Below are 24,770 nucleotides of genomic sequence, written 5' to 3'. Positions count from 1 at the left end.
CGTGACCAAGACGCGTACCATCATCCGCGGTGTCGGCGGCTACCTTCCCGAAAAGGTGCTGACCAACGCCGAACTGGCCACCATGGTCGAAACATCCGACGAGTGGATTCAGCAGCGAGTCGGCATCAAGGAACGGCACATCGCCGCCGAAGGCCAATTCACCTCCGATCTGGCCGTCGAGGCGGCGAAGAAGGCCATGGCCGCGGCCGGCGTGACCCCCGATGACATCGATCTCATCGTGGTGGCCACGACCACGCCGGACTATACCTTCCCGGCCGCCGCAACGCTGGTCCAGATGAAACTGGGCATGCATCACGGCATGGCCTTCGACATTCAGGCCGTGTGCTCCGGCTTCGTCTATGCCATCGCCACCGCCGACAGCTACATCAAAAATGGCCTGGCGACCCGGGCCTTGGTCATCGGTGCCGAAACCTTCTCCCGCCTGCTGGACTGGACCGACCGGACCACCTGTGTCCTGTTCGGCGATGGCGCTGGCGCCGTGGTGCTGGAAAAGCTCGAGCTTGAGGACGATGCACCCGAGCGCGGCGTGCTGGCCTCGGCGCTCCGCTCCGATGGCCATCATTGGGACAAGCTCTATGTCGATGGCGGGCCGTCCACCACCGGCACTACCGGCCATGTCCACATGCAGGGCCCCGAAGTCTTCCGCCATGCCGTGGGCAAGATTACCGACGTGGTCTATGCCACGCTCGAGAAGACGGGCTACACCGTCGCCGATCTCGACTGGTTCGTGCCGCATCAGGCCAACCGCCGTATCATCGAGGGCGCGGGCAACAAGCTCGGTCTGCCGCCCGAAAAGGTCATCATCACGGTGGATCGCCACGCCAACACCTCGGCGGCTTCCGTACCCCTCGCATTGAGCGCCGCAGTGGCCGATGGCCGCATCAAGCAGGGCGATCTCGTTATGCTCGAAGCGATGGGTGGCGGCTTTACCTGGGGGGCGTCCCTCATTCGCTGGTAGTCGCAGCGCGAGCCGATTGACCTTAGGCGTTTCAAGGCGTTAGTGTCTTTTCGGGTGGAGGAACCCAGCGTAGAAACCGGTCGCATGAGGGGTTTGTGACGGTCCGGTATCGCTGAGCGAAGGGAAGGATTCCCGCGGTTATGGCTCGACCCCATGCTGGGGTGGTGCCGGCAGCAACTTTGATCAGGGACGCGAACCAACGCGTCTCGGCATGGGGATTTGCACCTTTCGGCAACACGGGGGTACGAATGACGCAGAAGACGATAACGCGGGCCGATCTGGCCGAAGCAGTCTATGGAACGGTTGGACTGTCGAGGACCGAGTCGGCGGAGCTGGTGGAAAGGGTGCTCGAGCTCATCGGGGATGCCTTGATTACCGGCGCGAACGTCAAGCTGTCATCCTTTGGCTCCTTCCAGGTGCGGTCCAAGAACGAGCGCATCGGCCGCAATCCCAAGACCGGCGAAGAGGTTCCGATCCTTCCGCGGCAGGTTCTTGTGTTCAAGCCATCCAACGTGTTGAAGTCCAAGATCAACAAATCTATGGTTCGTGCTGGAAAATAAGCCATCCAGCGAGTCTCAGCCTCCGTGGACAAGTCGCCAGACGCCTTCCGGACGATATCCGAAGCAGCCGATGAGCTGGACCTGCCCCAGCATGTCCTGCGCTTCTGGGAGACCCGTTTCTCCACCATCAAGCCGTTGAAACGCGGCGGCGGTCGCCGTTACTACCGCCCCGAGGACGTGCTGCTGCTGCGCGGCATCCGCCACCTGCTCTACGATCAGGGCTTCACCATCAAGGGCGTGCAGCGCATCCTCAAGGATCAGGGCAGCCGCTATGTCATCGCCGTGGGCGAGGGCAGGCCGCTCGAAGACATCCTCCCCATGATCGAGCAGGCGGAAGCCGCCGGCGACGAGGCCGAGATCGAAGAGGCCGTGATGCTGGCCAGCGCCGGCCTCGACCGCGAGTCGCGCGACAAGCTCTCCGATGTGCTGCGTGAGCTGCTGGAATGCAAGCGCATCCTGGAACGCGCCAGGGAAGCCTAGTGTTTCTGGAATGAACGTTCTAGATTGACACTATGGCGGTGCATATGTTGCATCAGGCTACTATTCCTGGAGTTCACAAAATGACCGTTCGTTTTGGCCTGCTCGGCGCTGGCCGCATCGGCAAGGTGCATGCCAAGGCTATCTCGTCCAATCCCAAGGCCCAGCTTGTAGCGGTGGCCGACGCCTTCGAAAAGGCCGCCAGCGACCTCGCCACCCAATATGGCTGCGCCGTGCGAAGTGTGGATGCCATCCTGGCCGCATCAGATATCGACGCGGTGGTGATCTGCACGCCGACCGATACGCATGCCGACCTGATCGAGCGGTTCACCCGCGCCGGCAAGGCCATTTTCTGCGAAAAGCCTATTGATCTCGACGTCGAGCGGGTCAAGGCCTGCCTCAAGGTGGTCGATGCCGCAGGCGGCACGCTCATGGTCGGCTTCAACCGCCGCTTCGACCCGCATTTCCAGGCGGTGCGCGATGTGATCGACCGGGGCGAGATCGGTACGGTGGAAATGGTCACCATCGTCTCGCGCGATCCCGGCGCGCCGCCCGTCGACTATATCAAGCGCTCCGGCGGCATCTTTCGCGATATGACCATCCACGATTTCGATATGGCCCGGTTCCTGCTCGGCGAGGAGATCGAGACGGTCACCGCCCAGGCTTCCGTGCTGGTCGACAAGGCCATCGGCGCGGCCGGCGACCATGACAGCGTCTCGGTGATGCTGGCCACCGCCTCGGGCAAGCACGCCACCATCTCCAATTCTCGCCGGGCCACCTATGGCTACGACCAGCGCATCGAGGTCCACGGCTCCAAGGGCGCCGTCTCCGCCGAGAACCAGCGCCCGGTCTCCATCGAGGTCGCCAACGCCGCCGGCTATACCCGCCCGCCGCTGCACGACTTCTTCATGACCCGCTATACCGAGGCTTATGCCCGCGAAATCAGTGCCTTCATCGACGCCGTTGAATCGAAATCTCCGGCCTCGCCCAGCGGAATCGACGGCTTGATCGCCCTGGCTTTGGCCGAAGCGGCGCTGAAATCGGTCAAGGAGGGCAGGGCGGTGAAGGTGAGCGAAGTCACCGGGGCACTGGCGGACAAGAGCGTATTCCAGGGACGGTAGTGCCACGCCCTCGTGGTTCGAGGGTCGCTACGCTCCCGCCTCACCATGAGGGGTACTGTGGTATTGAGTTCCAAGTAGCCCTCATGGTGAGGTGCGCTTCTTCAGCGCCTCGAACCACGAGGGCGTGGCACGGAGTCTACTTCAACAGCCACTCATGCTCGGCCGCATTGTGGAATTTCCACACCCGCTTCGGCCCGGCCATCACGTTGAGATAGTAGAGATCATACCCCGCCGTTGTCGCCACGGGGTGATAGCCCCTGGGCACCAGCGTCACGTCGCCATCTTCCACCGCCATTGCCTCATCGAGGCTCCGGTCATCGGTATAGACCCGCTGGAAGGCGAAGCCCTGCGGCGGGTTCAGCCGGTGATAGTAGGTCTCTTCGAGCTGGCTCTCGTGGGGCAGGTTGTCCTGGTCATGCTTGTGCGGTGGATAGGACGAGGTGTTGCCCTGTGGGGTGATGACTTCCACCACCAGCAGCGAATGGGCCGCACCGTCATCCTCGGGCATGATGTTGTAGACATGGCGCACATTGGCGCCCTTGCCGCGCGAGATGCGCGGATGCTTGCCCGGCGGAATGACCCTGGCCTTGTAGTCCCCACCACCCGGCGCGGCGCAGACGGCCAGTTCCACTGCCGTTGCCGCGTCCACGGCCCATTCGCTGCCGGCCGGCACGTAGACCGCCCATGGAGCGCCTTCGAACGGGGTCATGCGCTCGCCCAGTTCTCCGAAATCTTCGCCATCCACGGCAATCCGCGCCTTGCCGCCCACCAGCACCAGGCATAGCTCCTGCGTCCCGCTCTCGCCGCCGGTCACCTCGCCTGCGGCCAGCTTATGAACGGCAAAGCCCACATAGGTCCAGCCGGCGGTATCAGGCGTTACCTCATGGACGAGACCCGTCGTCCCCTTCGGGCGCACTCGGAGGTTGGATTGGCTCATTGGGTGGCTCCTCCTTGGGAAAGGCATAGAAGAAATTGTAGAGTGAATAAGCCAGCGCCGCGCCCACCAGCAGCGCCCAGAACATGTCGCCGCTCCACAGCAGCTCCCAGCCGAGCCAGGCAGCCAGGAACACCACGACGGCCACGCGCCGCCACAGCGGCCGGAACCAGTTCAGATCACTTTGCTTGAGCGCCATCGGGTCCTCTTGGACGAAATCCTCATCGACCCATGCTCTAGCACAGCTCACCCCTTGGGAAAGCCCTCGGTCTCCACTGTATAGCCCGCTGCCGTCATCACGCGCATGAGTTCCTTGTGGCCTACCTGCGCCATCCTGAGCGGCGGGTTCTTGACCGGATCCTGTTCGGCCTCCACGACAAACCAGCCCTCATAGCCGTAATCGGCGAATTTCTGCACGATGGCGCCGAAATCCAGCGACCCGTCGCCCGGCACGGTGAAGGCGCCCAAAGCCACCGCGTCGAGAAAGCTCTGCCGGCTGCGATCCAGCCCATCCACCACCGAGCGGCGGATATCCTTCACATGGACATGGGTGATGCGGGCATGATGATTGTCGATGGCCCGCAACACGTCGCCACCCGCAAAGGCCAGGTGCCCGGCATCGAGCAGCAGGGGAATGCCTGCGCCCGAATAGCGCATGAAGGCATCGAGCTCCGGCTCGGTCTCCACCACGGCCGCCATGTGGTGGTGATAGGCCAGCGGCATGCCCTGTTCCGCACACCATTCCCCGAATTGCGTGACCTTTTTCGCATAGGCCTTCATCTCGTCGTCGGAGAGCTTAGGCTTCTGCGCCAGCGGGACTTCGCGCTTGCCCTGGATGGAACGGCCCACCTCGCCATAGACGATGCAGGGCGCATCCACCGCCTTGAACAATTCGATCATCGGCGCGATGCGGTCCTGGTTGGCCGACAGTTCCTCATCGACCAGCGTGCCCGAGAACCAGCCGCCGCACAGTGTCACGTCCGCTGCCTTCAGGATGGGCAGCATCACCGCGGGATCATCAGGGAAGCGGCGACCTTTCTCCATGCCGGTAAAGCCCGCCGAGCGCGATTGGCGCAGGCATTCTTCCAGCGACACATCATCGCTCAATTCCACCAGATCGTCGTTCCACCACGCAATGGGCGACATGCCGAGTTTGGCTTTCATGGTTTGCTCCAGAGGATCATTTCAATCACGGTGTCATTCCGGCGAAGGCCGGAATCCATCCCGAGATGGCCCAGCGCACCCAGAGCGCCGAAAGACCTCAGGATGGATCCCGGCCTTCGCCGGGATGACATCGTGGATGTGGGGGGCTTTCCGAACACTATCCCGCCCGCTGCGCCTTCAGCGCCTGCACATAGGCCTCCCGCGCCGCATTCACCTGCGGTCGGTCTGACACCTCCGGCACCGCTACATCCCACCAATGCCCGCCGGCATCGGTGGTCACCAGCGGATCGGTGTCGATGACGATGACCGTCGTCCGGTCTACGCTCTCGGTTTCCTGCAACGCCGTTTCCAGCTCGGCAATGGACGCCGCCTTGCGCGCCACCGCGCCCATCGACGCTGCATGGGCAGCAAAATCGATTCCGGGCAGAGTGACATGGTTGGTATCCTTCAACAGATTGTTGAAGTTGGCCCCGCCGGTCGCCATCTGCAGCCGGTTGATGCAGCCATAGCCGGCATTGTCCAGCAGCACGATTGTCAGCTTGGCGCCCAGCATGATCGAACTGGCGATTTCCGAATTCAGCATCATGTAGCTGCCATCGCCCACCATCACGACCACGTCGTCCTTGGGCCGTGCCAGCTTGACGCCGAGGCCACCGGCAATTTCGTAGCCCATGGTCGAGAAACCGTATTCCAGATGATAGCTGCCCGGTGCATCGGCCTTCCACAGCTTGTGCAATTCCCCCGGCAAGCCGCCCGCCGCGCAGACCAGCGTCGCATTCTGCCGGGCGCGCTGCACCGCGCCGATCACCTGGGCATCCGATGGCAGTTCGGCATTGGTGCTGGCGGTCGCCTTGTCGGCGTCGACCAGCCAGTCGTCCTTGCCGGCCTTCGCCTTGTCGGTCCAGTCCGCGTCGGCCCGCCAGCCGGTCAGCGCCGCATTGAGCGCCTCGAGCCCCGCCCGCGCATCGGCGACGAGGGGCAGGGCCTGGTGCTTGTGCGCATCGAAGACCTGCACGTTGAGGCCGATGATTCTGAGATCGGCATTCTTGAACAGCGCCCACGAGCCGGTGGTGAAATCCTGCAGCCTCGTGCCGACGGCCAGCACCACATCGGCCTCTTCGGCCAACTGGTTTGATGCCGACGTCCCCGTCACCCCGACCGACCCCATATTCAGCGGATGGTCATGCGGCAGGCTGGATTTGCCCGCCTGCGTCTCCAGCACCGGCACGCCATGGATTTCGGCAAACTTGCGCAGCGTGTCGGAGGCCTCCGAATAGAGCACGCCACCACCGGCGATGATCACCGGCTTGCTGGCCTTCAGCAAAGCCGCCGCCGCCGTGGCGAATTCGTCGGCGTCGGGCATGATCCGCCTGACGGTCCAGACCTTCTCGGCGAAGAAGCTCTCAGGATAGTCATAGGCTTCGGCCTGCACATCCTGGCAGAGGCTGAGTGTCACCGGGCCGCATTCGGCCGGATCGGTGAGTACCTGCATGGCGCGACGCAAAGCTGGAATGATCTGCTCGGGCCGGGTGATACGGTCGAAATAGCGGCTCACCGGCTTGAAACAGTCATTGGCCGAAATCGTGCCGTCGCCGAAATCTTCCACCTGCTGCAGCACCGGGTCGGGCAGGCGATTGGCGAAGACATCGCCCGGCAGCAACAGCACCGGCAGGCGGTTCACATGCGCCAGCGCCGCAGCGGTGACCATGTTGAGCGCCCCCGGCCCGATGGACGAGGTGCAGGCCATAAAGCGGCGGCGGAAGCTGGCCTTGGCATAGGCAATGGCGGCATGGGCCATGCCCTGCTCGTTCTGCCCGCGATAGGTCGGCAGCGTGTCCTTGACGCCGTGCAGCGCCTCGCCGATGCCGGCCACATTGCCATGGCCGAAAATAGCGAACACGCCGCCGAAGATCGGGACGATCTCGCCGTCGATTACGGTCTTCTGCATGGTCATGAACCGCGCCACGGCCTGCGCCATCGTCAGTCGGATCGTTTTCTGGCTCATCGGCTCGTTCCCTAAATTCTACGCAGCGCGACTAGCGCCCAGCCGTTCCCACACCTCGACCAGCGCACCGAACTTGTGCGCCATCTCGTCGACGGCCTGTGCGTCGCTGATCCTACCCGCCAGCCAGCCCTTTGCCGACTCGGCAAATATCGTGCGGCCCACGGCAAAACCCTTGACGCTGCGCGAGGACCGGGCGGCGGCAAAGCCCGCCTCCAGCGCCTCCTGCGGGGCTTCGAGCCCCAGCAGCACCACGCCGCGGCAGAGCGGATCGCGCGCCTCGATTACCGCGTCGATGGCGTTCCAGGCGGTCCGGCTGGCCTGCGGCTCGAGTTTCCACCAATCCGGCTTGATGCCTGCGTCGTAAATCTCGCGCAGCACCTGCGCCACGGTGTCGTCGCCCAGCACGCCATGCTTGCCCGCAATGATCTCGATCAGCAGGTCACGGCCAATCTTGCGTGCCGCTTCATAGGCCGCCCGCAGCTTGTCGATCTGGGCGCGTTTCAGCTCGGCGGCATCGTCCGGATGGTAGAAGCACAGCACCTTGATGCAATGATCCACCGGCCAGTCCACCAGTCGCGAGCCCAGATCCTGGCTGAATTCGAATTGCAGTGGGCGCGATCCGGGCAACTCGATCGGCTTGCCGATCCAGAAATCCCTGAGCCCGCTGGCGGCATAGAGCGCATCGCGGCCATATTTGTCGTCGAGCAGCATGCCGAAACCGGGTCGGCCATTGGCCACTCGTGCAGCGGCCTGCACGGCCAGCACCTTGAAAGCGGGGATGCGTGCCAGTTGCGCGGCCTCGCCATTGGCGAGGTCTTCCAACTGGCTGCGATGGTCGATGGCCAGCGCCATGAGGCTGGGAATGTCGCGGCGCCGGGTGGTGGCCCAATGCACGTGATTGATCGCCTCATCCTTGCGCAATGCCCGCTCCGGGCTGCCATGTTCGAGGAAATAGCTCAGCTCCGCCCAGGTCGGGATTTCGGGAGCACACAGCAGGCGGCTGACGGCGAAGGCGCCGCAGGCATTGGCCCAGGTGGCGCTGGTGGCGTGTTTTTCGCCACGCAGCCAGCCGCGCAGGAAGCCGCTCATGAAGGCGTCGCCGGCCCCCAGCACGTTATAGACCTCGATGGGGAAGCCCTTGCCGACAATACCGTCTTCCAGATCGTCCGGGATCGGTCCGTCATAGACGATGCAGCCCATGGGACCGCGCTTCAGGACGATCGTTCCGGAGGAGAGCGAACGGATCGTCCTGAGCGCGGAGAGCAGGTCGGTTTCACCGGAGGCGATGAGCACCTCTTCTTCGGTACCGACGATGAGGTCGCAATCGGCCAGCACGGTCTTCATCTGTGCCGATACGGTGTCCGAGGCGATATAGCGGCTGTCGCCGGCATCGTGTCCAGCCAGGCCCCACAGATTGGGGCGATAGTCGATATCGAGAACGACCCTGGCGCCATTGGCCCTGGCGATGGCCATGGCCTTGCGCTGGGCGGCATTGGTATGGGGCTTGGAAAAATGCGTGCCGGTGACCAGCACCGCGCGAGCCGAGCGGACAAAGGCTTCGTCGATATCGTCCACGTCGAGGGCATTGTCGGCGCAGTTGTCGCGATAGAAGATCAGCGGAAACGAGTGCTCGTTTTCGACCGCCAGCAGCACCAGCGCCGTCAGCCGCTCGGGGTCCGTGACGATGCCCTTGGTCTCGACGCCTTCGCGGACCAGCTGTTCGCGGATGAAGCGGCCCATCTGTTCGTTGCCGACGCGGGTGATCAGCGCCGATCTGAGGCCCAGCCGAGCCGTGCCCACCGCGATATTGGTCGGGCAGCCGCCGACCGACTTGGCGAAGCTGCCGATATCTTCCAGCCGCGTGCCGATCTGCTGGCCATAGAGGTCAACCGAGGCGCGGCCAATGGTGATGACGTCGAGCGGCAGCTTTTCCTGCTGCTGATGCACATTCGTCACGCGAGTCTCCCCTGGCCAGTTCCACCCTGTCCAAGCACGAAACATAAGTTCCGACTATTCGTCAATGTGGAATGTTCATTCCAATTGTGGAACTCGGCTTACTGTTGCTCAGCCGCGCCGGCGCTTCTCCGCGATCGACACAGTCAGCGCCATGGCAAAGGCCATGCTGGCCGACAGCGAGCGGAAGCCGGCATGGTCGGCCTCGACCACTTCGAACCACTCCCGCGAACATTCGGCCAGCGGGGAAAAGGCGGAATCGGTTAGCGACACCACCGGAATTCCGCGCCCCGCGAGGGTCCGCGCCTGCGCGGCGCTTTCCGAGGCATAGGGCGAGAAACTGATGGCGAAGGCGGCATCATTGGGCGTCGCCATGGCCAGCAGGTCGTCATCGATACCGGCCGAGGTGCCGACCAGTTGGCAGCGCACTTTGAGCTTGCCGAAGGCATAGGCCATATAGCTGCTGATGGGGTAGGAGCGGCGCTTGGCGATGAGATAAATGGTTTCGGCATCGGCCAGCAAGGTCACCGCGCGCTCGAAGGCATCGGGTTCCACGGCAGCGGCAATGGCATCGACCGAGCGATGCGCCGCGGCGATGAAGCCATTGAAGATGGTGGTGCTTTCCGCCAGCGCCGCGCCATCCTGCTCCAGCGCCCGCAGGCGTTCTTCGTAGGATGAGGTACGCTCGCGCAGGCGGGCGCGGAACAGCAGTTGCAGGCCCGAAAACCCGTCAAAGCCGAATTGCTGGGCGAAGCGGACCAGTGTGGAAGGCTGCACGTCGGCCGATTGCGCGATGCTGGCCGCGGTGCCGAAGGCGATCTCGTCGGGGTTGTCCAGCGCATAGGCCGCCACCTGGGTCAGCCGCTTGGGCAGCTCGCTTTTACGCTCCAATATCGCCGCCCGCAGCGTATCGAAGTCCTGGGGTGGTGCGACTTTGGCGATGATTTCGGACATTGGTTCACTCCGGCACTCGCCAATAATCGTCAAATCCACGCCGCCGATCAAGCAGAACTGGAAAGTTCATTCCGTAATTGGAACAGGCTGCTCCCGGCGAACCGGGAGCAGTAGCGCGTCAGGCCAGGCTCAGCGTGCGCCGCCGGCCCGATTCCATCCAGAAGATGAAGCAGGACGCGGCCAGGATCAGCGCGGCGCCCGGCCAGAACCAGACAGACGGCACCTGCGACAGGAAGAACCAGCCCAGCAGCCCGCTGAGCGGTACCTTGAGATCGCCGAAGGGCTGCAGATAGGTGGCGTCGGCCGCCCTGTAGGCTACGGCGAGCAGATATTGCGCGGCCGCGGTCAATGCGCCGAGCAGGACCAGCAGCAACAGGGCATTGCCGCCGGGCAGGGCGAAGACGTTATCGACCAGGCCCGATGGCAGCAGGCCAGGCGTCAGTCCGCCCAGCGCCCAGACGGCGAGCAGGATCAGCAGATGGTTCGGCGTCACCAGCACCAGCAGCGAGATGGTCAGCGTCTCGGGGACCTCGCCCTGCTTGCTGAGATACTTGGTCAATACGTCGGTCGTGGCCCAGAGCGCGGCCGCCACGATGGGAATGAGCGTCGACCAGCTCAGGCCTTCCGCACCGACGCCCGAAACGATGATGGCGCCGGCAAAGCCGACCAGGGCCGCCCCGATCCGGACGGCGGAAGCGCGTTCGCCGAGGAACAGCGTCGAGCCGAGGATGATGAAGAGCGGGCCGGTGGCCAGGAGGGTCACCATCTGCCAGATCGGTACGCCGGTGGCGAAACCGTAAACGAAGACGTGCACGCCGAGTGCCGAGACGAAGGCACGGATTTCGTGGGCGATGGGGTGGGTGGTGCGCAGCTTGCCGAGCCCGATGCGCAGGATCAGCGGCAAAGCCAGCAGCGAGGCGATGACATATTGCCAGAAGGCCATGCCGGTCGAACTCATGCCGTAGCCGCCATATTCAACCGGGGTCGGCAGTGCCGATTGCAGCAGATTGCTCCCGGCAAAGGCGAGGCTTGCCGCGATCATGAAGAAGGCGCCCGTTGCGGCGCCGTTGCTTGGAATAGAGGAAACCTGGCTCATTAAAAGTCCTTTCCGTAACCAGTTTCCTCAGGGTTACGGGAAGTCTCGCCGATGCCACGCCCGGCCCGAAAAGGGTGCGGACGCCGGCAAGCCAGCGTTGGTCCCGTTCTCTTTCATCCGGACTATACCGTCGGCTCCGGAATTACACCGGATCTGCTGACCTCCTGGACCTCCGTCCAGAAGCGCTCGCGGGCTTGGCGTCGCCGCCTTTACCGCCGGTGGGGAATCGCACCCCGCCCTGAGAACAATGCCGGACTATCGCCCGGCGACGATGAACATAGGCAGGGGGGGCGATACGGGCAAGTAGATACAAAGGTGTAACTGTGCGTCCTTTGCGAACGGTGGAGAAATTTTGTTCGGGCCAGGCAGTGTCGTCCCGCCTCAAGCTGGGATGGCATCGGGGGAGGGACCCTCGCCGATCCCCTTCTCCCCTTGTGGGAGAAGAGCCTGCCCCGGACTTGATCCCGGGTGCCCGAAGGGCGGATGAGGGGTGTCGGGCTATCCACTCGCATTGAAGCATAGGATAGCGCAGACCCCTCACCCGGAAATCCGCTGCACGCGGATTTCCACCCTCTCCACAAGGGGAGAGGGGTAGCTCCACTCCGCTCCTAGCCGTTGTCCAGCCACGCCACCTGTTCCGGTGTCAGCTTGATCTCGAACGCCTTGAGACTGTCATCCAGCTCGCCCAGCATGCGCGGCCCGATCAGGGGCACGGACGGGAAGTCCTGTGCCAGCACGAAAGCCAGGGCCACATGGATCGGGCTGTGGCCGAGCTGCTTGGCCAGCTCGATGGCACGGTCGCGGCGGGCGAAGTTCTTGTCATTGTACCAGCAGCGCACCAGCTCTTCATTGTCGGTCTTGTCGCGACCGGCGCGGTCGGTGAAGAAGCCGCGGCCCTGGCTCGACCAGGAGAAATTGGTGACCTGCTTCTCCTTGAGCCATGCCTTCCAGTCGTCGGTGGAGGCGGTGACGCAGCCATCCCAGATCGGCACCAGCATTTCTGACAGGGCGAAATTGTTGCTGAGCGCCATCGGCTTGGTCTTGCCGGTGCGGGTGGCATAGGCCACGGCCTCGTCGAAGCGTTCCCTGGTCCAGTTGGAGCCACCGAACGGCCCGCGGATGCGGCCCTTCTTCACCTCGGCATCCATGGCGTCGACGAACTCGCCCACCGGTACGTCGAGATTGTCGCGGTGCATGAAATAGACATCGACATAGTCGGTCTGCAGCCGGTCGAGCGACACGGTGAGCTGTTTGGCGATGACGTCGGGGTAGCAGAGCGGGCTATGGGCGCCCTTGCCGATCAGCACCGCGCCTTCGCGGGTGCCGCGATTGCGGTGCCATTCGCCGAACAGCTTTTCGGTATAGCCGGCGCCATAGACGAAGGCGGTGTCGAAGATATTGCCGCCCTTTTCCCAGAAGGCGTCGAGCAGGATGGAACCCGAGGCGAAGCTGCGGAAATCCTCGAAGCCAAGCGCCACGGCCGAAGCCTGCTTGGAAAGGCCTGGTATGGCACGCTTGGGGATGACGCCTTTGTTGGGACCAAGCTTGCGGTTATCGAGCGTATTGACCCGGTTGGCCGACTTTTCGACCGAATATTCGATCCCGGCATCCTTGCGCCAGGCATCGAGCACGCGGGCATTGCCCAGGCTATCGGCCCAGCTCATGCCCGGCGCCGCCAGTTCCTGACGCCTGGCGAAAATGGCTTGGGCAGCGGCATCGGCCTCGAAGGAATAGACATGGGCCGTCTCGTTGACACTGACCGTCTCGGTCTTGCCCTGCTTGACGATGTCGATGCGGCCTAGCCCCTGGTCGCGGTTGCCGTTGGCGAACCAGAAATCGGGCACTTCGATACGGCCGTCCGAACCATGGATACGCAGCACATTGTCAAGATTGGCCATCACCGCGCAGGACACCTGCGCCACGATGCCATTCTCGAAGGTGAGAATGGCGGCGGCCCAGTCGTCGGTGCCTTCGGCATTGAGCTTGGCGGTGCCCGAAACCTTGACCGGGTCGGCAAAGGGCTTACCCATGGCCTGGCCGGCGATGAAGCGGGCCATCGAGACCGGATAGCCGCCGACATCGAGAATACCGCCACCGGCGAGCTTGGAGGCGAAGAGGCGGTGTTCCGGCTGGAACTTGCCCATCGAGAAGCCGAAGCTCGACTGGATCATGCGGACTTCGCCGATGACGCCCGAGCGGATCAGTTCGGCCAGCTTGGCGGCCTGCGGATGCAGCCGGTACATGAAGGCCTCCCCGGCAAAGGTGCCGGCCTTGCGGTGGGCATGGAGGACCGCATCGATCTCGAAGGCCGAGAGGGCGAAGGGCTTTTCCACCAGCACATGCTTGCCGGCCTCGGCCGCCTTGATGGCCCATTCGGCGTGGCCGGTATGGGGCACGGCGATATAGACCGCGTCGATTTCCGGGTCGTCGAGCAAGGCCTGATAGCCGTTGACCACGCGCACCCCGGGGAAGTCGGTAGCCAGGTTCGGCTTGTTGGGGTCGCGCGTGGCGATAGCGGCCAGCACGCCGTGCCTGCTGCCGGCAAGGCCGCCCCGGAAGGCCTTGGCAATGCTGCCCGGCCCGATAATGCCCCAGCGGATTTTTTGATCGGTCATTTCAGTGGTCCTTCTTGAAGTCGGCGGGCACGGGGGCCCAAATTCGCTGGACGTCATCCCCGCGAAAGCGGGGATCCCCTTTCGTTTGGCAGGGATTCCCGCTTTCGCGGGAATGACGCCGTGATGGTGAGACGGTCCGCGCTATCTGAGGCGCCGGCCCTTGCTGTCGAACAGGTGGGCCTTGTCGGCGCTGATCGAGACGGTGATCCGCTCGCTGCCGGTTTCGTGTCGCGATTCCTCGCGCTCGATCACCAGCGCCTCGCCGCCGGCATTGGCATAGACATAGCTGGTCGAGCCCAGATGCTCGGCCACGTCCACATCGAGCGTGATATCGGCATTGCCGGCGCCGGCCGTGCCGAAATGCTCGGCGCGGACGCCGACAGTGACAGGATCGCCCACCACGCCGCTGGTGACCGGCAGGGTGAGGCGGGCCTTGTCGTGATGGATCAATTCCACCGTGATCTTGCCCGTGGCCTTGTCCACGATCGTCGCGGGCAAAAAGTTCATCTTGGGCGAGCCGATGAAGCCGGCAACGAACTGGTTGGCCGGATCGTCATAGAGGTCGAGCGGGCGGCCGACCTGTTCGATGATGCCGTCGCGCAGCACCACGATCGTATCGGCCAGCGTCATGGCCTCCACCTGGTCGTGGGTCACATAGATGATGGTGGTCTGCAATTCCTTGTGCAGCCGGGCGATCTCGATGCGCATATGCACGCGCAATTCGGCGTCGAGATTGGATAGCGGTTCGTCGAACAGGAAGACCTGCGGATTGCGCACGATGGCGCGCCCGATGGCGACGCGCTGGCGCTGCCCGCCCGAGAGTTCCTTGGGGAAGCGATCGAGCAGGGGTTCCAGTGCCAGGATGCGCGCCGCGTCGCCCACCTGCCGGGCGATCTGCTCCTTGGCGACGCCGGCAAAGCGCAGGGCAAAGCCCATATTCTCGCGCACCGTCATATGCGGATAGAGCGCATAGGACTGAAACACCATGGCGATGCCGCGCTTGGACGGATCGACATCGTTCATGCGCTGGCCGCCGATATCGAGTTCCCCGGCGGTGATGTGCTCCAGCCCCGCAATCATGCGCAGCAGGGTGGATTTCCCGCAGCCGGAGGGGCCGACAAACACCACGAATTCCTTGGACTTGATGTCGAGGTCCACGCCCTTGATGACTTCCACGTTGCCGTAGGACTTGCGCACGCCTCTGAGGGACAAGCTGCTCATGGTTCTGGTCCTTATTTGACCGCGCCCAGCATGCCTTCGACGAAGCGGCGCTGGAGGAGGAAGAAAATGATGAGGGTGGGCAGGGTGGCCAGCACCGTGGCGAACAGCGTCATGCCGTAGTCGGGAACATAGGCCGAGGTCAGCGCCGAAACGATCAGCGTGATGGTCTTGTTCTCGGCGGTCTGCAGCACGATGAGCGGCCACAGATAGTTGTTCCAGTTGGCCATGAACACGATGATCGTCGCGGCCGCATAGGTCGAGCGCATCACCGGCATGTAGACGTAGAGAAAGATTTGCCACTCCTTGAGGCCGTCGATCTTGGCGGCATCGCGCAGCTCGCTGGGGAAGGCCTTGGTGGCCTGGCGGAAGTAGAAGATAATGAAGATCGAAGCCACCGTGGGCACGATCACCGCCACATAGGTATTCACCAGCTTCGCCTGCGCGATCATCACGAAGAGCGGCACCATCATCGCCGCGAAGGGGATGGAGAGCAGCAGCAGCAGCAGGCCGAAAATGCGCTCCCGCACCCGCGAGCGGAACATCTCGAAGCCGTAGCCGGCCAGCGACGAGATGGCGAGCGTCAGCACGGTTCCGACAACGGCGATGAAGGCCGAGTTCCAGAACACGCGCAGCGCGTCGACCTGGGTGAAGAAGGTGGTGGCATTCTGCATGAACGCCCCGCCGAAGCTCGCCTTGCCCTTGATGATATCGGCCGACGTATTGGTCGTGCCCACGATCATCCAGAAAAACGGGAAGACCGAGATGAAGGCCGCGATCGAGAGCAGCAGATAGACGATGCTGCGCCGGACCAGACCCCAGAAATTGCCCGGCAGGATCGACGTCCGGGCGACCGGCTTGGCGGCGGCTGACGCCATGGTTGTGTCGGTCATGACGACCTCCGGTCGCGGGCGATGAGGAACTGGATGAGGCTGAGGATGCCGACCACGACCACGATGACCCAGGAGACGGTCGCCGAATAGCCGAAGCTGGGCATGAACTTGAAGGTCAGGTTGTAGATGTACAGCGACAGGGTCAGCGTCGAATCCGACGGGCCGCCATTACCGGCGGTGAAATTGTAGACCTCGTCGAACAGTTGCAACGTGCCGATGGTGGAGATCACGGTGGTAAACAGGATCACCGGCTTCAGCATCGGAATGGTGAGGTAGCGGAACCGGGCCCAGGCCGGGACGCCGTCGATGCGCGCCGCCTCGTAGATCGAGCGGTCGATATTCTGCAGCGCGGCCAGGTAGAAGATCATGTTGTAGCCGGTCCAGCGCCACGTGATGGCGAGGATGATGACCACCTTGGCCCAGAACGGATCGCTGAACCAGGCGATCGGCGCGCCGATGATATGCAGCGCCATCAGCGCCTGGTTGACCACCCCGTCATTGGCGAACATCGACTTGAACAGTGTCGAATAGGCGATCAGCGAGCAAACGCAAGGCAGGAAGATGGCGGTGCGGAACAGGCCGCGAAAGCGCAGGGTCGCGTCGTTCAGCGCCACTGCGAGCAGCAGCGCCAGCACGATCATGATCGGCACCTGCACGATAAAGAAGGTGAAGGTATTGCCCAGCGCCCGCAGGAATACCGGATCCTTGGTCAGGCGCTCGATATTGGCGAAGCCGCCAAAGCTCAGATTCATGCCCTTGCCGACCTGGAAGCTCATCCAGAGCGACCAGATGATCGGGTAAATCATGAACAATCCGAGCAGGATGAGGGCAGGGGCGATGAACGCCCAGCCTGTAAGATGCTCCCTGCGAGCCAGTCTCGCCTGTGCCAAACTATCGTCCTCCCCGATGGTGCAGCGTCATCATGCCCGATAGTGCCGGGCGCCGCGACCGCGGCGCCCGGACTGGAAAGCGGAGCGGGCTCCGCTTTCCATCGGAGGTTACTGCATCTGCTGCTGGGCCTGGTCGCTGATCGCCTGCAGCGCGGCGGTGAGATCGCCGCCTTCGATGATCGTGGGGAGTTGCGCCTGGACCGCGGAGTCCACTTCGGCGGTGAAGGTGCCGTAGTCGACGCTGGGGATCTGGCTCAGCCAGGTGGAGAAATTCTGCCACACGGGCGCGCCGCCGAAGAACTCGTCGGTGGCCTGGTAGGCCTCGCCGTCACGCGCGGCGAGCAGCGAGCCCACGGCGCCCTGCGCCGTCAGGATTTTCTGGTAGAAGTCGACATCGCCGCCCCAGACGGTCTTGAGGAAGTCGATGGCCTCTTCCTTGTTGTCCGAGGAGGCCAGCACATACCAGCTCGAACCGCCCTGGTTGGAGGCGTTGACCGAGCCCTCGACATCGAGGCGCGGAATGGGGGCGACGCCCCACAGGCCCGACTGATCGGCATTGGCCTTGATCGTGCCGGTGATCCAGACGCCGACGGGAACCATGGCGACTTCGCCCGAGGTGAAGGCGCCGGTATATTCGGCCCAGCCGGAGACGGGCTTGACCAGGTCGGCCTGGTAGAACTTGGCATAGGTCTCCAGCGCCTTCTTGAGCGGGGCGTTGTCGACGATGTTGAGGCTGCCATCCTCGTTGAAGTACCAGGCGCCGGCCGACTGCATCATCATGCGGATAAGGCCGGTATCGTTGAGGTCGAGGTCAAGCAGCGGCTTGCCGGTCTTGGCCTTCACTTCGGTCCCGATCTCCACCAGGCGGTCCCAGGTGATGTTTTCGAGGTCGGCGGGAGTGAAACCGGCTTCCGCGAGCATGTCGGAGCGGTAGAACAGGCCCGTCACGCCGGAGTCGAAGGGAAGGGAGTAGGACTTGCCGTCAAGCGTGGCCGCCGCAACCTTGTACTGGGCGAAGACCGACATATCGATCGAATCCGACAGCGGCTCGAACGCGCCGGGGAAGGACTGCAGGTATTTCTGGGCCACGTCGTCCTGTATCAGCACGATATCGGGCAGGCCGTCGGTGCTGCCGGCGAGGAGCTGGGTCTGCAGTTTGGCGCGGATATCGTCCTGGCTGGCCGAGTCATCGACGATGATATTGGCGTCGGGATTGATGGCGGCATAGCGGCTGGCCGCTTCCTTCATGGTGGCGCCGTTGAAGTTCGGGTCCCATGCCCAGACGGTGACGTCGCCGGCCGATGCGGCAGTGACGCTCAGAAAGCTGATTCCGGCCAGAGCCAGACCGAGCATACGTCCATGCCGCGAAACGATGCGGTTCATTGTAGTCCTCCCTTTTCATTTGCTCTTACGCTGAGCGCTTTCTAAGCTATCCACCTGACGCGTGGCGTCCCTCACAAAGGGCATGCAGAGTTGGCGGAAAGTAAGATGGCACAAAGGGCGTATTACGAACCCCTGGCCAACGGGGTGGAGCGGCTGCCGACGGAACTGCAGATGTTCCACGCATCGCCCCTGGTCATGCGGGGCGCGCATTGGCATGCGCAGGTCGAGGTCAATTACATCGTCCGCGGCTGGGCCCATTACCGCATGAGCGGCCACCAGGTCCGCTTCAATGCCGGGGATATGGCCCTGTTCTGGGGCGGTCTGCCCCATTGGCTCGACGACGCCTCCGATGACCTGGTCTATGCCGGTGGCCACCTGCCGCTGGTGCATTTCTTCCGGCTGCGCCTGCCACAGAACGTACAGTCGCGCCTGATGCAGGGCGCGACGCTCATCACCCAGTCCACCGATGCGGCCGACCCCTACAATTTTGCGCGATGGAACGACTATGCCCGCTCCGGCGACCCGATGAAGGCGGGCATGGCGGTGGACGAGCTGCTGCTGCGCATCGAGCGGGTGCGCTTCGAGCCCTATACGCTGCTGCCGGGACCGGAGGCGGTGGTCAGCGCCGTGGATGGGCTGGACCATCATTCCTCGCCCATCGTGGTGCGCATCTGCGATTTCATCGCCGACAATTTCCGCGAGGAGATCGATTCCTCCGACATCGCCCAGGCCGCCGATATCCATCCGAAATACGCGATGAACGTGTTCAAGAAGTCGACAGGCATGACGCTCAACGATTATGTGAACCTGATGCGGCTCAGCTACGCCCAGGCTCTGCTGATGCAGGACGACGCAAATGTCTTGCAGGTAGCCATGGATAGCGGCTTTGGTTCACTCAGTGCATTCAATAAGTCGTTCCGCAAGATCGCCGGCATGTCGCCGACCGATTTCCGCCGCGACGTGCGTTGCCGGCCCAGCCTGCCGATGGTCCGCGCCCACGCCACTGCGCCGATGAACTGAACCATGCTGACGCGGCGACTGGTGGCACTGTTGTTCGGCGCCGCCGTCGTCATTGCGCTGGTATTGCTGCGCGCTGCCGATCCCTATGCGGTGCGGGTGGTGCGCGAGACCACCTTCGACACCTTCCAGCAGCTCAAGCCACGAACCGCGCCCGCCGACCTGCCGGTGCGCATTGTCGATATCGACGAGGCTTCGCTCGCCACCATCGGGCAATGGCCCTGGCCACGGCGCGACATGGCCGAGATCGCCAGCCGCCTGACCGAGCTCGGCGCGGCAGTAATCGTGTTCGACGTGCTGTTTTCCGAGCCCGACCGCTGGTCGCCCTCCACCGTCACGGGGGCAGGGGCCGATTATGATGCCCTGTTCGCCAACGCCCTATCGGCCGGCCCGACGGTCCTGGTGATGAGCCGCGCCGTAGCGGGCAGCCAGCCGCCGGCGCCCAAGGCGGGTTTCGCCATGACCGGCAACGACTTCCTTGCCGGCCTGCCCTCGCTCGATGGCGTCGCCGCGCCGCTGCCGCTGCTGGCCGCTGCCGCGACAGGCCTCGGCGTCGCGAGCCTCGACCGCGAAGGGGCAGGGGTCGCGCGCCGCCTGCCGCTGCTGTGGTCGAACGGCACGGCACCGATGCCAACTCTGGCGGTGGAAGCGCTGCGGGTGGCGCAGGGCGCCTCGACGCTGGTCGTACTAGGGGATACCGCCGGGGCGGGCACCGTGGCGGGGCTGCGGGTCGGCCAGTTCGACGTGCCGACCGGGCCCAGTGGCGACATGTGGCTCTACTACCGCGATCTGCCGCCATCAACCTATGTGTCGGCCGCGCAATTGCTGGGCGATGGCTACAGTGACCTTGCGCCGCTGCTGTCCGGCCACATCGTGCTGGTGGGTGCCTCCGCCGCCGGCCTGCTGGATATTCGTGCCAGCGCGCTGGGCGAGGCAATACCGGGCGTTTCCATCCATTTGCAGGCGCTGGAGCAGATCCTGACCGGCACATTCCTGCACCGGGCCGACTGGGTCGGCGGGCTGGAATTGCTGGTCATTGCCATAAGCGGCCTCGCGGTGGTGCTGGTGCTGCTGCTGACGGGGCCCCTGGTAGGTCTGGCGTTCTCGCTGATGATCGCGGCGGTCGCCACCGCGGGGAGCTGGCTGGCCTTCAGCCAGTTCGGCGTGCTGCTCGACCCCAGTTTCGCGCTCTTTGCCGCTCTTGTGACCTACGCCGCCATGACGTTTTTCCGGTTCGCGGTGACCGATGCCGACAAGCGCCGCATCCGCAAGGCCTTTGCCCACTATGTCGAGCCGTCGCTGCTGACCCAGATCGAGGCCAATTCCGGCCTGCTCAAGCTGGGCGGCGATGTGCGCGAGATGACGGTGATGTTTTCGGATGTGCGCAATTTCACCGCCCTCAGCGAACGCACCGCGCCGGCGGACCTGGTGACCATGCTGAACCGGCTGTTCGCCGGCCTCGGCGCGGCCATCGTGGCCCATCACGGCACGATCGACAAATTCATGGGTGACGCCATCATGGCCTTCTGGAACGCCCCGGTCGATGTGCCCCGCCATGCCCGCCACGCCTGCGAGGCGGCGCTGGACATGCGGGCGGCCCTGCGCGGGCTCAATGCCCAGCAGGCCGGCGGCGAGCCCATCGCCATCGGCATCGGCATTTCCACCGGCCCGGCTTTGGTGGGCAATATGGGGTTCGAGGCGCGCTTCGATTATTCCTGCATCGGCGACACGGTGAACGTGGCCAGCCGCCTCGAAGGCGCCTGCCGGAGCGTCGGCTACGACATTCTGGTTACCGCCGAAACGCGCGCAGCGGCGCCCGAACTCGCCTTCCTCGCGGCTGGTTCGATCGTGCTCAAGGGCATCAGCCAGCCCGAACCCATCCACCTGCTGGTTGGCGACGAAGCCCTGGCGGATTCGGAAGCCTTCACCACGCTGGCCGCAGCCCATGAAGCGCTGCTGGCGGCCTGGGCCGATGATGCCGCCGACGACCCCATATTCGAGCGCTGCCGCGCCCTGGCGGGCGCTATCGATCCCAGGCTCGTCGCCTTCTACGATGCCGGCTTAAGCCGTTCTGGTGATTTCCAAATCTTGCAGTCCGTTGCCTAGAACCGGCTCATCGCCCGCCGAACCTTGTCGACGAAACCGCCAAGGCGTTCGGGCGTGGAATTGTTGACGTCGTAAAGCGCCAGGAATTTCGGCGGCAGGCGCGTGCCGAAGGTGACCCAGGCCCAGCGGCGGGCCAGCCGGCGCGGTGGATCGCCCATGATCATGGTGCGCCAGCGGCTGCCGCCATAGGTGGTGACGAAGGCGACCTTGCGGATCCTGTGGAGGTTGGAGACCACCCGGCCACGATCGCCGCCGCCATCGAGCGTGAACGACACGCCGGGCAGGAAGACGCGGTCGAAATAGCCCTTGAGGATGGCCGGATAGCCGTAATTCCACACCGGATGCACGAAAACCAGGGCTTCGGCTGCCAGCAGCCGGTCCACATAGGGGCCGACCAGCGGCGTCACGTTATCAGGCACATCGTGATAGTTGAGGCGCTCCGTGCGGCTGAGCACGGCGTCGAACCCGGCATCATAGAGGCTGAGCGCATCGACCTCGTGCCCGGCCTCGGTCAGCGCATCGACAACTGTATCGAACAGCGCGCGATTGAGGCTGCTCTCGACCGGATGGGCATGGATGACATGGACGCGCATGGCTCGTGTCTAAGCGCGGATCGCCCGGACATCAATCCATCCTGTCCGGAACTGCAATGGGCAATGGCCGTTACTGTGAGGTCGCCCGCATGCCGGGCCCGAAACAAAGCGTCCGATGCCTGATCCCGCCTCCCACATTCTCCCGACCGCGTCCGATCTCGGCGCGCCCGCCGCCGGCAGCGCTCTCTGGTCGGTCGAGCGGGCGGCGTCGCCGCTCATCGGCACGGCCATTCACAATGGGCATGCCCTGCGCGACGAGGTTGCCGCCGTCATGGGCCTCGACGATCCGGGGCGGCTGCGCGAGGAAGACCCGTTCACTGCCTATGCCATAAAAGATGTGCCCAACCGCATCGTCTTCCATCGCTCCCGCTTCGAGATCGATCTCAACCGCGATGCCGAAGGCGCGGTCTATCTGCGCCCGGACCAGGCCTGGGGCCTCGATATCTGGGCCCAACGGCCCGAAGATGGGTTGGTCAAACGCTCGCTGGATGTTCACGCCGCCTATTATGCCATGCTGCACCAGACACTGGCCGCCATCGCGGCCGAGCATGGCCAATTCGTGCTGCTCGACATCCACAGCTACAACCATCGCCGCAACGGCCCCGAGGCCGATCCGACCCCGGAAGCCGAGGCGCCGCAGATCAATATCGGCACCATTTCCATGGATCGCTCCCGCTGGGCCCATGTCGTCGATCCCTTCATCGACAGCCTGCGCAGCTTCTCCTTTCGTGGTCGGCCCATGGATGTGCGCGAAAACATCGCCTTCGAGGGCAGGGGCGAGCAGACCCGCTTCGTCCACGCCAACTTCCCCGATACCGGCTGCGCCATAGCCATCGAGTTCAAGAAATTCTTCATGGACGAATGGACCGGTGCGCCCGATATCGAGGCGCTGGCCGCCATGCGCGCCATGATCGCCGCCTCGCTGCCGGTGCTGCTGGACAGTCTCAAGGCGTCCGCATGACGGCGGCCGACGAAAAACTGCTGGCCGAGTTCGCCAAGGCGCTGGCGGCCGGAGAGCCCATCCGTCGCGATTTCGGCCGCGGCGAGCGCCTGCATATCGACCGCCCGCTGCCCTTCCTCGTTGTGCATGTCGGCCGCCGCCGCGAGCCGGCGGCGCTGGACGTGGTCAGCGCCAATTCCTCCTATCTGCTGGTGCGCAATCTCGGCACCGCCGCCACCATCATCAAGTTGGTCGCCGAGGTGATGACCGAACGCTTCGGCGCCTTCATCCTGCTCGATATCGGCGAATTGGCGCGCGACCGTCTGGCCGGCGATGCCGATTATCTCCCCCCCTTCGAAATGAGCGTATCGGCATCGGGCAATGGCCCCGCCAAGCAGGCATTGCTGGCATTTTCGGCAGCTGCCGAGCAGGCCAAAGCCAAATATCGCGCGCCCCAGATCGCCCGGCCCAGGATTGGCGACGACCCGGCGGCGAAGCTGGCACGCCTGCTGCCCGGTATCGCCTCGTTGACGGTGCGCTTCGCGCCCATCTACCGCGTCCCGGAATCCGAAGCGGTTTACCCCGAACTGCGCGAGCGGCTGGTGGCCAATATCGTCGATGCGGGCCTGCGCGCGGTGGCCAGCTTCGTCGATGCGACCGGCAGCCTGGCGCTGGCCTCGCATCGCGCCCTGGGCCGCCGGGCCTTCGTCGATGCGGTCACCCGCGCCGACCGGGCCATCGACGACGTGGCCCAGTCCTTCGACTTCCTCCTGGCGGTGACGCCGATCAATGCCCAGGCGGCCTGGGCCGAGTTCAAGGAAGCGGGCGGCGAACAGGCGCCGCGCTTTCTCTACCGGCCGCTGACGGTCGATGTCGCCAGGCAGAAGAAAGCGCTGTTCTCCGTAACGCTGGACCGCTTCGAAGACCCGGTGCTGACCACGCTCTACCGCGAAAAGCAGCAGGAGCTCGACCTGCAACTGTCCCTGCTCGCCGCGCGGGAAACCCCGCGCTATGTGGAGTTCGGGCGCGCGCTCTACGGGCCGGTGGAATCCGGCCTGCTCAAGGCAGCCAATGACATCCTTGCGGACACCAGACCCCGCCGTGGCCAGCGCAAGGGCGATGGCGACGATGCCGACGTGGCCTTCGTGGAGCGCCGCGCCCGCGCGATGATCAAGACCTATGCCGGCGATTATGACGGCTTTGCCGCCAGCGTCGAACTGCGCGATGACCTGCCTTCCGGCCTCATGGTATCGGGCGGGCGGCTGCTGATCTCGCGCAACACCACCATGGCGCGCCAGCGCGTCGAAGCACTGCTCAGCCATGAGGTGGGCGTGCATCTGCTCACCTATTTCAACGGCTCCGCCCAGGGCCTGCGTCTCTTCCGCTCCGGCCTTGCCGGCTACGAGGGCGTGCAGGAAGGCCTGGCCGTGCTGGCCGAATATCTCGTCGGCGGCATGACCGTTGCCCGGCTGCGGCTCATCGCGGCGCGGGTCGTCGCCTGTGCCGATATGCTCGATGGCGCCAGCTTCATCGAGTGCTACCGCCGCCTGGTGCGCGCGTTCGGTTTTTCCGAATCCACCGCCTTCAACCTGGCTTTGCGCGTCTATCGCGGCGGCGGGTTGCCCAAGGACGCGGTCTATCTGCGCGGCCTGCTCGAAGTGCTGGCCCATCTGCGGGCCGGCGGTTCGCTCGATCCGTTCTGGATGGGCAAGATCGCGGCCAGCCATTTCGGCGTCATGCAGGAACTGGGCACGCGCGGCCTGCTCAAGGCGCCGCGCCTGCTGCCGCAATTTCTCTCTCACCCGCAAGCGGCCGAACGGCTCAAGGCGGCTTATGCCGGCATCACCCCTCTCCAGATGCCGGAAAACTAGG

21 protein-coding genes and 1 riboswitch are annotated in these 24,770 nt (G+C 64.2%); of the genes, 8 read left to right on the top strand and 13 right to left on the bottom strand.

Annotated elements, in window-relative coordinates:
• Window position 1: 1 nt before the first annotated feature.
• The 4 genes from ASD04_RS03360 (at window position 2) to iolG (ending at window position 3,137) form a co-directional block, all read left to right on the top strand.
• Window positions 2-979, top strand: a complete 978-nt coding sequence (locus ASD04_RS03360; protein WP_056252420.1) for a beta-ketoacyl-ACP synthase III — start codon at window positions 2-4, stop codon at window positions 977-979.
• Between the two features lie 248 nt (window positions 980-1,227).
• The gene (locus ASD04_RS03355) at window positions 1,228-1,539 is read left to right on the top strand and encodes an integration host factor subunit alpha (protein WP_056229170.1); all 312 of its coding nucleotides are present in this window, start codon (window positions 1,228-1,230) and stop codon (window positions 1,537-1,539) included.
• A 24-nt stretch (window positions 1,540-1,563) separates the two neighbouring features.
• The gene (locus ASD04_RS03350) at window positions 1,564-2,019 is read left to right on the top strand and encodes a MerR family transcriptional regulator (protein ID WP_056229168.1); all 456 of its coding nucleotides are present in this window, start codon (window positions 1,564-1,566) and stop codon (window positions 2,017-2,019) included.
• 80 nt (window positions 2,020-2,099) lie between these two features.
• A complete protein-coding gene (iolG, locus tag ASD04_RS03345; RefSeq protein WP_056252418.1) occupies window positions 2,100-3,137 on the top strand; it encodes an inositol 2-dehydrogenase in 1,038 nt (345 codons plus the stop codon).
• Window positions 3,138-3,273: 136 nt separating this feature from the next.
• Here the strand turns inward: iolG and iolB are convergent, their stop codons facing one another.
• The 12 genes from iolB to ASD04_RS03285 form a co-directional block, all read right to left on the bottom strand.
• Entirely contained in the window at window positions 3,274-4,074 is an 801-nt protein-coding gene (gene iolB / locus ASD04_RS03340) for a 5-deoxy-glucuronate isomerase (RefSeq protein WP_056252415.1), read from the bottom strand.
• Window positions 4,019-4,270, bottom strand: coding sequence for a hypothetical protein (locus ASD04_RS03335; RefSeq protein ID WP_200940216.1), 252 nt, complete (start codon window positions 4,268-4,270; stop codon window positions 4,019-4,021). Before ASD04_RS03335 ends, iolB begins: the two co-directional genes overlap by 56 nt.
• 47 nt (window positions 4,271-4,317) lie before the next feature.
• On the bottom strand, window positions 4,318-5,235 hold the full coding sequence (gene iolE / locus ASD04_RS03330) for a myo-inosose-2 dehydratase (RefSeq protein WP_056252412.1): 918 nt from the start codon (window positions 5,233-5,235) through the stop codon (window positions 4,318-4,320).
• A 157-nt stretch (window positions 5,236-5,392) separates the two neighbouring features.
• Window positions 5,393-7,240 (bottom strand): 3D-(3,5/4)-trihydroxycyclohexane-1,2-dione acylhydrolase (decyclizing), encoded by a 1,848-nt coding sequence (gene iolD, locus ASD04_RS03325; protein ID WP_056252409.1) that lies wholly within the window; start codon window positions 7,238-7,240, stop codon window positions 5,393-5,395.
• Between the two features lie 18 nt (window positions 7,241-7,258).
• Window positions 7,259-9,196, bottom strand: coding sequence for a 5-dehydro-2-deoxygluconokinase (gene iolC / locus ASD04_RS03320; protein ID WP_244488233.1), 1,938 nt, complete (start codon window positions 9,194-9,196; stop codon window positions 7,259-7,261).
• 108 nt (window positions 9,197-9,304) lie between these two features.
• Window positions 9,305-10,147 carry a MurR/RpiR family transcriptional regulator gene (locus ASD04_RS03315; protein WP_056252405.1) on the bottom strand — a complete coding sequence of 281 codons (843 nt, stop codon included), beginning with the start codon at window positions 10,145-10,147 and terminating at the stop codon, window positions 9,305-9,307.
• Window positions 10,148-10,265: 118 nt separating this feature from the next.
• On the bottom strand, window positions 10,266-11,243 hold the full coding sequence (locus ASD04_RS03310; protein ID WP_056252402.1) for a DMT family transporter: 978 nt from the start codon (window positions 11,241-11,243) through the stop codon (window positions 10,266-10,268).
• Between the two features lie 101 nt (window positions 11,244-11,344).
• Window positions 11,345-11,493, bottom strand: a riboswitch (FMN riboswitch).
• Between the two features lie 358 nt (window positions 11,494-11,851).
• A complete protein-coding gene (locus ASD04_RS03305; RefSeq protein WP_056252399.1) occupies window positions 11,852-13,858 on the bottom strand; it encodes an aldo/keto reductase in 2,007 nt (668 codons plus the stop codon).
• A gap of 141 nt (window positions 13,859-13,999) precedes the next feature.
• Complete coding sequence (gene ugpC, locus ASD04_RS03300; RefSeq protein WP_056252398.1) at window positions 14,000-15,079, bottom strand: sn-glycerol-3-phosphate ABC transporter ATP-binding protein UgpC; 1,080 nt, start codon at window positions 15,077-15,079, stop codon at window positions 14,000-14,002.
• Between the two features lie 11 nt (window positions 15,080-15,090).
• Window positions 15,091-15,969: a carbohydrate ABC transporter permease gene (locus tag ASD04_RS03295; RefSeq protein ID WP_082530944.1), complete on the bottom strand. Its 879-nt coding sequence runs from the start codon at window positions 15,967-15,969 to the stop codon at window positions 15,091-15,093.
• The gene (locus ASD04_RS03290) at window positions 15,966-16,775 is read right to left on the bottom strand and encodes a sugar ABC transporter permease (protein WP_156461103.1); all 810 of its coding nucleotides are present in this window, start codon (window positions 16,773-16,775) and stop codon (window positions 15,966-15,968) included. Before ASD04_RS03290 ends, ASD04_RS03295 begins: the two co-directional genes overlap by 4 nt.
• Window positions 16,776-16,967: 192 nt before the next feature.
• A complete protein-coding gene (locus tag ASD04_RS03285) occupies window positions 16,968-18,242 on the bottom strand; it encodes an extracellular solute-binding protein (RefSeq protein ID WP_056252391.1) in 1,275 nt (424 codons plus the stop codon).
• A gap of 105 nt (window positions 18,243-18,347) precedes the next feature.
• On the opposite strand from ASD04_RS03285, the gene ASD04_RS03280 reads away from it, so the two are divergent.
• Both ASD04_RS03280 and ASD04_RS03275 read left to right on the top strand, forming a co-directional pair.
• Window positions 18,348-19,262, top strand: a complete 915-nt coding sequence (locus ASD04_RS03280; protein WP_056252390.1) for a helix-turn-helix domain-containing protein — start codon at window positions 18,348-18,350, stop codon at window positions 19,260-19,262.
• A gap of 3 nt (window positions 19,263-19,265) precedes the next feature.
• Window positions 19,266-21,365 (top strand): adenylate/guanylate cyclase domain-containing protein, encoded by a 2,100-nt coding sequence (locus ASD04_RS03275; RefSeq protein ID WP_056252387.1) that lies wholly within the window; start codon window positions 19,266-19,268, stop codon window positions 21,363-21,365.
• Here ASD04_RS03275 and ASD04_RS03270 read toward each other — a convergent pair.
• Window positions 21,362-21,958, bottom strand: a complete 597-nt coding sequence (locus ASD04_RS03270; protein ID WP_056252384.1) for an NAD(P)H-dependent oxidoreductase — start codon at window positions 21,956-21,958, stop codon at window positions 21,362-21,364. The two genes, ASD04_RS03275 and ASD04_RS03270, sit on opposite strands and share 4 nt — an antisense overlap.
• A gap of 115 nt (window positions 21,959-22,073) precedes the next feature.
• Here ASD04_RS03270 and ASD04_RS03265 point away from each other — a divergent pair, with 115 nt between their 5' ends.
• On the top strand, window positions 22,074-22,919 hold the full coding sequence (locus ASD04_RS03265) for an N-formylglutamate amidohydrolase (RefSeq protein WP_056252381.1): 846 nt from the start codon (window positions 22,074-22,076) through the stop codon (window positions 22,917-22,919).
• Window positions 22,916-24,769, top strand: a complete 1,854-nt coding sequence (locus ASD04_RS03260; RefSeq protein WP_056252379.1) for a flavohemoglobin expression-modulating QEGLA motif protein — start codon at window positions 22,916-22,918, stop codon at window positions 24,767-24,769. The genes ASD04_RS03265 and ASD04_RS03260 overlap by 4 nt, the downstream gene beginning before the upstream one ends.
• Window position 24,770: the final 1 nt, after the last annotated feature.

Source organism: Devosia sp. Root436 (genome assembly GCF_001426345.1).
Taxonomy (GTDB): Bacteria; Pseudomonadota; Alphaproteobacteria; order Rhizobiales; family Devosiaceae; genus Devosia.
Note: the sequence above shows the minus strand (reverse complement) of the source record. Positions and strands in the feature narration are given on the sequence as shown.

What these genes read in the sequence shown, in the direction of transcription:
- ASD04_RS03355 (WP_056229170.1), top strand. Translation starts at nt 1,228, where the DNA reads ATGACGCAGAAGACGATAACGCGGGCCGATCTGGCCGAAGCAGTCTAT.
- ASD04_RS03290 (WP_156461103.1), bottom strand. Translation starts at nt 16,775, where the DNA reads ATGATTTACCCGATCATCTGGTCGCTCTGGATGAGCTTCCAGGTCGGC.
- ASD04_RS03335 (WP_200940216.1), bottom strand. Translation starts at nt 4,270, where the DNA reads ATGGCGCTCAAGCAAAGTGATCTGAACTGGTTCCGGCCGCTGTGGCGG.
- ASD04_RS03310 (WP_056252402.1), bottom strand. Translation starts at nt 11,243, where the DNA reads ATGAGCCAGGTTTCCTCTATTCCAAGCAACGGCGCCGCAACGGGCGCC.
- iolG (WP_056252418.1), top strand. Translation starts at nt 2,100, where the DNA reads ATGACCGTTCGTTTTGGCCTGCTCGGCGCTGGCCGCATCGGCAAGGTG.
- ASD04_RS03260 (WP_056252379.1), top strand. Translation starts at nt 22,916, where the DNA reads ATGACGGCGGCCGACGAAAAACTGCTGGCCGAGTTCGCCAAGGCGCTG.
- ASD04_RS03305 (WP_056252399.1), bottom strand. Translation starts at nt 13,858, where the DNA reads ATGACCGATCAAAAAATCCGCTGGGGCATTATCGGGCCGGGCAGCATT.
- iolE (WP_056252412.1), bottom strand. Translation starts at nt 5,235, where the DNA reads ATGAAAGCCAAACTCGGCATGTCGCCCATTGCGTGGTGGAACGACGAT.
- ugpC (WP_056252398.1), bottom strand. Translation starts at nt 15,079, where the DNA reads ATGAGCAGCTTGTCCCTCAGAGGCGTGCGCAAGTCCTACGGCAACGTG.
- ASD04_RS03270 (WP_056252384.1), bottom strand. Translation starts at nt 21,958, where the DNA reads ATGCGCGTCCATGTCATCCATGCCCATCCGGTCGAGAGCAGCCTCAAT.
- ASD04_RS03295 (WP_082530944.1), bottom strand. Translation starts at nt 15,969, where the DNA reads ATGACCGACACAACCATGGCGTCAGCCGCCGCCAAGCCGGTCGCCCGG.
- ASD04_RS03280 (WP_056252390.1), top strand. Translation starts at nt 18,348, where the DNA reads ATGGCACAAAGGGCGTATTACGAACCCCTGGCCAACGGGGTGGAGCGG.
- ASD04_RS03275 (WP_056252387.1), top strand. Translation starts at nt 19,266, where the DNA reads ATGCTGACGCGGCGACTGGTGGCACTGTTGTTCGGCGCCGCCGTCGTC.
- ASD04_RS03285 (WP_056252391.1), bottom strand. Translation starts at nt 18,242, where the DNA reads ATGAACCGCATCGTTTCGCGGCATGGACGTATGCTCGGTCTGGCTCTG.
- iolB (WP_056252415.1), bottom strand. Translation starts at nt 4,074, where the DNA reads ATGAGCCAATCCAACCTCCGAGTGCGCCCGAAGGGGACGACGGGTCTC.
- ASD04_RS03265 (WP_056252381.1), top strand. Translation starts at nt 22,074, where the DNA reads ATGCCTGATCCCGCCTCCCACATTCTCCCGACCGCGTCCGATCTCGGC.
- iolD (WP_056252409.1), bottom strand. Translation starts at nt 7,240, where the DNA reads ATGAGCCAGAAAACGATCCGACTGACGATGGCGCAGGCCGTGGCGCGG.
- ASD04_RS03315 (WP_056252405.1), bottom strand. Translation starts at nt 10,147, where the DNA reads ATGTCCGAAATCATCGCCAAAGTCGCACCACCCCAGGACTTCGATACG.